The sequence below is a fragment of the uncultured Oscillibacter sp. genome (genome assembly GCF_910587525.1).
In the GTDB taxonomy this organism is placed as follows: Bacteria; Bacillota; Clostridia; order Oscillospirales; family Oscillospiraceae; genus Oscillibacter.
Map to the genome: position 1 here is coordinate 1 of NZ_CAJULS010000105.1, position 8,276 is coordinate 8,276.

General features: G+C 60.8%; 9 protein-coding genes. All 9 read right to left on the minus strand.

The genetic code is table 11. The annotated features are described in order from the left end of the window. Window positions 1-1,837: collagen binding domain-containing protein (locus QZ326_RS09580; RefSeq protein WP_295744510.1), on the minus strand; the 1,837-nt coding region annotated here is incomplete at its 3' end. A gap of 119 nt (window positions 1,838-1,956) precedes the next feature. Next, window positions 1,957-2,649, minus strand: a complete 693-nt coding sequence (locus QZ326_RS09585) for a CAP domain-containing protein (protein WP_295744512.1) — start codon at window positions 2,647-2,649, stop codon at window positions 1,957-1,959. A 113-nt stretch (window positions 2,650-2,762) separates the two neighbouring features. Next, window positions 2,763-3,599, minus strand: coding sequence for a sortase (locus tag QZ326_RS09590; RefSeq protein ID WP_295744515.1), 837 nt, complete (start codon window positions 3,597-3,599; stop codon window positions 2,763-2,765). Further along, window positions 3,599-4,525 (minus strand): hypothetical protein, encoded by a 927-nt coding sequence (locus tag QZ326_RS09595; protein WP_295744518.1) that lies wholly within the window; start codon window positions 4,523-4,525, stop codon window positions 3,599-3,601. Before QZ326_RS09595 ends, QZ326_RS09590 begins: the two co-directional genes overlap by 1 nt. 285 nt (window positions 4,526-4,810) lie before the next feature. Beyond that, window positions 4,811-5,689, minus strand: coding sequence for a hypothetical protein (locus QZ326_RS09600; RefSeq protein ID WP_295744520.1), 879 nt, complete (start codon window positions 5,687-5,689; stop codon window positions 4,811-4,813). A gap of 23 nt (window positions 5,690-5,712) precedes the next feature. Next, entirely contained in the window at window positions 5,713-6,294 is a 582-nt protein-coding gene (locus tag QZ326_RS09605) for a PcfB family protein (protein ID WP_295744522.1), read from the minus strand. Between the two features lie 4 nt (window positions 6,295-6,298). Further along, window positions 6,299-7,618 carry a relaxase/mobilization nuclease domain-containing protein gene (locus QZ326_RS09610; RefSeq protein ID WP_295744525.1) on the minus strand — a complete coding sequence of 440 codons (1,320 nt, stop codon included), beginning with the start codon at window positions 7,616-7,618 and terminating at the stop codon, window positions 6,299-6,301. Further along, complete coding sequence (gene mobC, locus QZ326_RS09615) at window positions 7,618-7,926, minus strand: plasmid mobilization protein (RefSeq protein ID WP_295744527.1); 309 nt, start codon at window positions 7,924-7,926, stop codon at window positions 7,618-7,620. Before mobC ends, QZ326_RS09610 begins: the two co-directional genes overlap by 1 nt. Window positions 7,927-8,058: 132 nt before the next feature. Continuing rightward, on the minus strand, window positions 8,059-8,276 hold a 218-nt coding region (locus QZ326_RS09620), incomplete at its 5' end, for a hypothetical protein (protein ID WP_365328953.1).

The window sequence follows — 8,276 nt, forward strand, 5'->3', positions numbered from 1 at the left end:
CGAAAATGAGCTGCTTGCTGTCCCCAGCCTCCAGCCAAATGGTTTGGGTGGGTTCGTCGCTGACGACATAGGGGTCCGGGACGGAAATTTCCGTAACCTCGTAGGAATCCACGGGGATGCCGGTCAACGTGGCGGTTCCGTCCGGCCCGGTAGTCACGTCATAGTGAAAGCCGTAATGGATGCCGCGAATTTCAAAGTTGGTGTTGGGGATCACGTCTCCGGTCTTGGCGTCCCGCTTCAAGATCGTGAGGTTTGGGAGCTTCTTGTCGGAGGCGGTGACAGTGACGGTGCCGCCCCCGTTGACGGTGGCCTGATCCACATGGGCGATGACCGGCTCGGTGAGCTTAGCCCAGGGGGCCGGGACGGAGACCTCCACAAAGGCGTACATTCCCTCGGTCACGTCCGTCACCGTGATGGAGCCGTCCGCCTTGGTTTCCTCCGTGCCGACGATCTGGCCGTCCTTGATGATATTGAATACAGCGCCGGGGAGGGGATTGCCGCTGTCATCCAGCTTCACCAGCCGGACCTTCACCTTGGCGTCATTCTCGAAGATCAGGGAAACGTCCGACTTGCCGTCCCAAACGAAAGTCTGCTTCACCTTATCCTGATCCGGGCTTTTGGTATAGCCCTCCGGGGGCGTCATTTCCTCGGCGGTATAGCTGCCGATGGGCATGGTGTCCCAGGGGATGTCTGTGATATAGCCGCCCTCCCGGGTCATAAAGGTGCCGGAGAAGTTGTTGTCCACGCCGGTGATCTTGATAATGGCCCCGGCAAGTCCCTTGGTGGGGTCGTCCGCGTCCACCTTGCGGATGCTGCCCTCACTGGTAATGGTGGGGGTGTCCCGGAATGTGACGGTCACGGTGTTGTTCCCGTTGCCGGGGAGAACGACATACTCCGGTCCTGCGTTGTCAATCTCATATCCGGCGGGCGGATTCGTTTCCGTCACGGCGTAAGTTCCGGGGGTCAGGTTTTCCAGAGTGGCCGTTCCGTCCTTCCCGGTCGTCACGTCTTTGGAAAAGGAGCCGCTTTCCGATTCAATGTGGAACTGCGCCCCGGCAAGGCCCTTGCTTGGATTGGTGGAATCCACCTTTTTGACGATCAGGGTATAGCTATCCTCCGTGGTGACTTCCAGCTCCCCCAGGATGATCTTCTGGACACCGCTTGCAGGGTGTGCGCTGGAGCCCGCGCCGGTGAAGCCGTACTCATAGGCCGTACACTGGCCCCATACGCCCCGCTGTCCCAGGTCGAGAATATACTGCGCCCTGGAGCGGAAGGAGGAACCGTCCTTTTCCTCGTCAATGCTGGTGTAGTGGGCGCCCTCCAGGGAGTTGAATACTGCCATCAGCTCCTCGGCGCAAGCGACAACCGGGTCGCTCATGCTGCCCTGCTGATAGCGCCAGATGACCGCCTGTACCCAGGCGTTCATGTACCAGGTATAGCCGGCGCTCCAAATGTTGTCTACACCCAGGGCCTTTGCCTCGTCCGTAAAGACGCCGGTGGAGTGGGCGTAGTAGTAGGCCATCATGGTCAGGACGGTGGGATCGGAGATGGGGGTCTTGTTCCCCCAGGTCTGGCCGATCAGGGAACTCCCCATTCCGCCGCCCTTCGTGCCGCAGAAGCCCACAGAGGTTTTATTCCCGCCGGAGAAATACATCTCGTGGAGGGAACAGCGGCCCAGGGCGGCGGATTCGTAGGATACGCCGGACATGCCGAACCGCTCCAGCTTGATCGTGTCGCTGGCGGCCAGGGCCGTTGCCGGGAGCAGGCCCAGGACGCAGACCAGCGCCAGCAGCAGCGCCGTCACGCGGGTCCGCAGGGGATGGTTCATTTTCTTCATAAACCGTTTCCTTTCTTAATTTGATTTCAAAAAAGAAATGCGTCTCACCGTGAGACGCAAAAGGGAATGGAAAAGCCCTCCCAGCTTTTTGCCGGGAGGGCTGCGAAGGGATTGGGCATTTACGCGTAGGGGTTGACCCCGTTGGAGTTTCCCGCGAACATGTAGCAGTAGGTCACATCGTCCCGGAGCATGACGCCCACGCCGATACCGTCATAGCGTTCCGCGATCATGGTCTGGAAATGCCCGGGCGAATACCTCCAATGGGAGACTGCCGTCTGCGCAATGTCCGTATTGCAGTTGTATGTGAACACCGTGAGATTGCTTCCAATGCCGTGGGAATAGCCGTGCCGCAGGGCGGATTCATTCTCATATTGAACATCATGGGACCTGAACCCCTGCTGGGCGCAGTCCTGGGCGGCGGCCATGAGCGCCGTGCTGACTGCCAGCTCTGCCACGCCATTCTCCCGGCGTACCTGATTGATCAGGCGGATCATTTCCTGGCGGACCTCTGTCAGATCATCCGTGAATTCTGCGGGCTTGGCCGGGGCCTCGCCGGTATAGGGGGCCTTGCTGTCCACCTGGACGCCGCCCTGGAAATAGACGTTGAAGCCTACGGCCTTCCCAATGTCCCGGAGCTTCACATAGTTATTGCCCAGAATGTTGTAAGCCGTCATCTGCACCTGCTGGCCGTCCACGAAGATGGGGGACCATGCGGGCTCTGCCGCAATCCCGGCGGCTACGGCGGAGACCCCGCCGAACAGCGCCGCCCCAGTAAGAACACCCAGAATGAATTGCAGAAACTTTCCCTTCATTTTTAGATACCTCCTGTTGGTTTTTAGTGGGTTTCCTCACTAATATTGTACCAAAAATGTGGAAAAGCGTCAAAAATCCACCTGTCAAATGAATCTCACGGTGGGATTTATTTTTACGTTTCGACCGCCCGGACGCACCAGCGGTATTCTCTCTGATCCCGGACGCAGGTAAACAGGGTGATGCAGTTGTCAGAGGTGGATTCCAGCATGGAGTTGTCCGTTTCGCTGATCTTGGAAACACTGGTGACGGAGTATGTCCGGGTCCCCTCCTTGGTCGTCAGGGTGATCCGATCCCCGCTCTCCAGGGTGTGTATCTCCCCGAAGTAGCTGTTGGCCCCCCGGTTATGGGCCGCGAGGGAGACGTTGCCATTCCAGATGCTGGTGTTGGTGAAGTGGCCCGCTCCCTTTTTCAGCGTGGCGCTGCCGGTGCCCTGGTAGATGTTCACTGTCAAGTCAATGGCCGGGATTTTCAGCGTTCCCAGACTGCCGTTGCTGTAATAGCTGTCCTCGGTCACTTCCGTATAGCCTCCGCTGGTGCTGGCAGTCCCACTGCCGGAGCTGGACGCGGCAAAGGTGGGCGGGGTGCTGGAGACAGATCCCACGGGTCCCGGCAGGACCACGGCCCCGCCGGAGGTGTTAGACCCGCCAGCGGAGGCCATGAGGGAAGGACTGTTCAGCGGCCCGCCCGCCGCAAGGTTGGGCGTCAGGAACTCACCGGAGTTGGGGAGATAGCTGGTCGGCGTCCCAAAGCCGGGCGGGATCAAGGCGCTGTTCTTGCTCTTGTCCGTGTTGGGGTCCTCCCGCTCCCGGATGGTATCACCGGCGCTGGTAGGCATCCCGAAATCCCCGGTAGAGGGGCTGTCAAAGGTATATTCCAGAGCACTTGCGGAAATAGAAAGAGCCGCCAGCAGACAGCAGGCGGCCAGCAGCGTGATCAAGCGTTTCTTCATTACACATACCCCCGTTTCTTATTCTTGTAGTATTTTGTGAGCTTCCAGCCCCCAAAGCCAGCAGCCCCCAGCAGCGCGGCCAGGGGGATCAGCAGGACGGCCTTACCCGCGCCGCCGCTCTCCGTCAGCTCCGCCCCGCCGGTCCCGGCGTCATCCTTCCCGATTTGCGTCTCACCGTGAGACGCAAAAACGGCGGTGTAGATCACGCTGTCGCTGCGGGTCCGGGTGACTTCTCCCTTGTACTCCACGGTCACATTGTACCCGGTGGCGTACTTCCCCGTGGCGGTGCCGGAGTAGGTAGCGGAGGCGTTGTAGTACCCTCCGGCCTCCTGCCACTGCACGTCCGCCAGGGTCAGGGTCCGTCCGCCGTCCGAAATCGTCTTGGGGATCAGAGACGCATCGGCGTCGGAGAGATTGGGATAACTCCGGGCGGCGGTGACGGTGCGGGAGCTGGTCTTGTAACCCGCCGCCTCTACTTTGATGCCGGGGTAATCCGGGGCAAGGACGCCGGAATAGCCGTCCTCGGTGGTGACTTCCAAGGCGGGCTCCAACTGCTGGATGATCTCCGTCATGTTGTCCGTGGAGCTCTCCACCGTGACGACCTCGATGTGTTCTTTGCTGTCTGTCTCGCTTTGATCGTTTTTCAGCACGTCCAGCAGGGTATATGTCCTGCCCTCCCGCTGAAAGTCCCCGGTGGGGATGGCGGCGGGGTCGTCCCGGCGGGTCAGATAGTAGACCTTCTCGATCCGGTGGACGCCGTTTTCCTCGGTCTCCCGGACCTCGGCGGGATAAACAGAGGAAGGGGCGGGAATGGCCGTAACCGCTGTTTCGTTCTCCGGTTCAGCGGCCAGGGCCGCGGGACACAAGGCCAGCGCCAGGACCAGCGCGGCCAGGGCGGGTGCAAAGTGCCTCCAGGTTCGTTTCATTCGCAAAACCTCCAATTTTAATTCAGGGTAGGCCAGGGGGACCGTTGGTCCTCCCGGCCGGAAGGGGAAAAACCGCTTCCCAGGATAGCAAAAGCCGCCTCCTGGCGGCTTTTGGGGTGTGTTCCCCTTGATTGCCGAAAACGCCGGCGGGCGCTGTCTGTCAAGGCCCGGCCAGTCCTCAGACTGGCCGGCTCGCGGGCGATTGCGCCAGCAATCGTCCGGCCTTGACTGACAGGGACCGGCGGCGTACCCTCCCAGGGGGGAACACACCCGAATATTGCAGCCTTATCTTCTGCCGTACTGGCGGGACGTTTTCCGCTCCTGCTGGCGGGGATTCAGCTTCTGATCCAGGCCGTCTCCAATCTTCCGGGCCGTTCCCCGGAGCTGTTCCAGAGCCTCCCCGCGGTTGACTGCGGGATAGCCGTCATAGAGGATGTTCACATACTTGGCGTCCGGGGGGCTGCACTCCACGCCAAACCGGCGGCATACCATGTAGCCCACGCTCTCGGCGTCCAGCTTGTAAAGCTCCCGCTTGTAGCCCTTGTTGTACCCCCGCTCATGGGCGCGGGCATAGGCGATCTCCGTTGCCAGGGCCGCAAACACCGCCGACGGCTTCTGATCCGGGTTGATGTAGATGGTGTAGCTGGCCTCGTCATAGAAGGCCGGGGAGGAAATCTCCTTGTCCTCCGCCAGCGCCACGGGGGACTGGTCCATGAGGGCGGTTAAAGCCGCCATCATCCGGGGGCTTTTGTCCGTGAGGACTTCCGCTTCCCGCAGGGGCCTGCCGCTGGTCTGGCTCACATCGTAGTAGTAACCCATGAAGTAGCCCCGGCGCTTGGGGTCCCTGGGGGGAAGGTACACCTTCGCGCCGTTGTTCATGGCCTCGTCCAGAACGTAGCGGCCCTGGTCATGCCAGAAATCCGTGGTGCCGATCCTGGTGGCCTCCGGCATCTGGACTATGGTCAACGCCACGTTGCCCACGCTGCACCGGATGTTGTCTGCCTGCAAGGCAAGGTACTGCCGGTAGCGGTCCGGCTTGGTGGTGATCTCCTCCAGGGCCCCATCCCGCATGTAAGAAAGGCTCTCCCGTTCGGCCCGAAGCTCTGTCACTCTGGCCTCGTCCCGGGCGGTCTTGCCCTTGAGAATTTCGCTGATACTCGGCATAAAAATCATTCCTCCTTTTTGGGTTATCGTGTTTTGTCTCTGATCTTTTCCCTGGAACGGCTCTCCGCCATAGCCCGCAGCCCCTCCAGCCTCGCCCGCACGGATTCCTTCATCTCAATATCCGGCCCGGTCGTCTGGGAGGGATTCAAGCCACTCCCGCGCTCGGGCGAGGACCTCTCTTGTGGAGCAGGGGCTTTCGCTTTTTTTGGCGGTTCGCCCTCCTGGGTCTGCTGGGGAACGGGATAGCCCAGGGCGATCATGACGGCGTTGAGCTGGGCGGCGTAGTTCTGGTTGGAAACTACATTGATCATGCCGCTCTCGTTCCCTTTTTTCTGGGCGAAAAAGTACAGGATGCCGTACTCCTTCGCCAGCTTCTTGAACTTCCGCATATCCTCCTTTTTCAAGGGAATGACCTCGGCGGGAACCGGGTCGCGGGCCAGCCGCTTGGCGGTGGTCTTGCCGATGACCTTGTTATCCTGGCGCTGCAAGGCCAGCAGCAGCGCCGCCACATTTTTCAAACCGGCTCCCGCCAGCTTCACGGCGCTCTCTGTCGCCTGGATTCCCTCCTTGACCACCAGATCGGCGGCCTCGGCGCTTACGTCCATTCGCTCACTTCCTTTCAAATTTCTTGATTCTCCGGTCTTTCTCCGGCGCGGGGGCCTCCTGTTCCCGGCATAGCCGGACCTGCTGGCGGATGCGGGGGATGTCCGCACCAATTCTGCCGCAGGTTTTTAGTTCCCGGCGGAGCTGGCGGAGTTCTCCGTTGATGGCGGCGATCTCCGCCTCCACGTTCAGGCCCTCCCGCCTCTGGCTGTACAGCTCCTTCCGGCGGTCCGTCAGGGCGTCAATCTGGGCTTGCAGGGCGTCCTCCAGAGTGGAAAGCTGGCGGTCCGTGTCTACGCGGTATTTTTGCAGGAGGGAAAACTGCCGCTGGTACTGGTGGAGCCGTGTTACCTCCGCCCGGACGGAGAAGGGAGGCGGGCGGCGTTTCTTCCGCCGGGGGCCGCCCAGAAGAAATAAGTAGTACACATACAGGGCCCGAAAGCCGCGGAGCTTCCTCCGGGGCCGCTGGCGGATGCTTCCTTTGCGGACCCGGTATCGCTTGGGGATCATGGGCGGCGGATCGGGTTGTGCCGGGGCCTCGCCGCTCCGAACAGCAGCCAGCCGGGACCGGATGTCCGCTTCGGTATATCCTTCCCCCAGGCTGTCCAGGCGGAAGGCCCGCTTGCCTCCCGGCGGCGTGACGGCGGTATGCTTGACGTTTTCACCATATTTAATGGTATACCCCTGCCGCCGCAGGGCCGCCAGAAAGGATTCAAAGGTGAAGCTCTCCCGGATGGCGGCGTCAATGTCCTGCCGCACAAGGCCGGAGATGGTGCCTCTGCCCGTTTTCTCCGCCTTCCACTCAGCGTAGTGTTTTCCTCCGCCCTCCGGCTCAATGACCGACAAGCCGTATTCACGGCTGACGGCGTTGGAGGTCTCCCGCAGCGCGCCGAAATAACTCTGAAAATCGCTCCTGTACTTCTTCCCGTCCATGAAGGAGACGGAATTGAACACGATATGGCAATGCAGATGTTCCTGATCCGTATGGGTGGAGACGACCGCCTCGTAGCGGTCCCCCAGCAGGCGGCGGGCAAACTCCACCCCGGCCTCGTGGGCTTCCTCCGGCGTCACTTCGCCGGGGGCATAGGAGTGGATGATGTGATAGCCCTGGATGCCGCCCCGCTTGTCCCAGCGGCGCTTGGTAGCCTGCATTTCCGAACAGGCGGTTTCCGGGCAGCAGTTGACCCCCGTTACCAGATGGCGCGTCTTGGTCGGCTCCATGCCGTAGTCCAGGGCACGGGAGAGGGCTGTCTTTTCCTCGTTCAGCGCGTAGGCCAGACAGTGGTCCAGCCGCCTGTCGATGACGATGATCTTGTCGTAGGCCATTACAGCGCCTCCTTCACCAGCCGCAAAGCCTGATACACCAGCTTTACAGCCTCGTCAACCTCTGCCGCCTCCGCCTCCTTTTTGGCGTTGGTGTTGTGGGCGATCTGGTTGATGTTGTTGCCGATGGCGGACAGCTCCCGGAGCAGGGCGGCGCAGGCGTCGGGCGGACGGGGGAGGATTTCGACCCCCATGACGCTGTGACGGATCAGGGCGCTGGTGTTCAGGCCGGAGATGGAGCATTGCTTCAGAAGATGCTTGTACTCCCTGTCGTCCAGCCAGAGGCCGATAAAATGTTCCCGTTTTCGCATGGCGTCTTCCTTTCCTTGGATTTGCGTCTCACCGTGGGATTTATTTTTGGGCGGATTTGCGTCCCACGGTGGGCAATGCCATTAAGTTAACCAGAAGTTACCAAAAAGAGAGTTGCGCGGCAGGCAGGGGAGTCAACGCGCGGGGACATACACAGGAGAAATGCGGTTGCCGGCAACCACGGGTCTGGGATAGCTGCGGTCTGGGCGGCAGGGCAGGAGATTACGCTCCAAGAAGCGGATCACGTCAAAGGCCACGCCCCGGAGGACTTGGCAGCAGAAGTAAACCGCATCGGAGAAATTGACGCAGCGTTTATATTTGGAGCTGCCCCATGCGGTATCCACTTCCCAGG

Excerpts from the sequence above, each read along its gene's own strand:
- QZ326_RS09585 (WP_295744512.1), bottom strand. The coding sequence starts at position 2,649 with ATGAAGGGAAAGTTTCTGCAATTCATTCTGGGTGTTCTTACTGGGGCG.
- mobC (WP_295744527.1), bottom strand. The coding sequence starts at position 7,926 with ATGCGAAAACGGGAACATTTTATCGGCCTCTGGCTGGACGACAGGGAG.
- QZ326_RS09590 (WP_295744515.1), bottom strand. The coding sequence starts at position 3,599 with ATGAAGAAACGCTTGATCACGCTGCTGGCCGCCTGCTGTCTGCTGGCG.
- QZ326_RS09600 (WP_295744520.1), bottom strand. The coding sequence starts at position 5,689 with ATGCCGAGTATCAGCGAAATTCTCAAGGGCAAGACCGCCCGGGACGAG.
- QZ326_RS09610 (WP_295744525.1), bottom strand. The coding sequence starts at position 7,618 with ATGGCCTACGACAAGATCATCGTCATCGACAGGCGGCTGGACCACTGT.
- QZ326_RS09595 (WP_295744518.1), bottom strand. The coding sequence starts at position 4,525 with ATGAAACGAACCTGGAGGCACTTTGCACCCGCCCTGGCCGCGCTGGTC.
- QZ326_RS09605 (WP_295744522.1), bottom strand. The coding sequence starts at position 6,294 with ATGGACGTAAGCGCCGAGGCCGCCGATCTGGTGGTCAAGGAGGGAATC.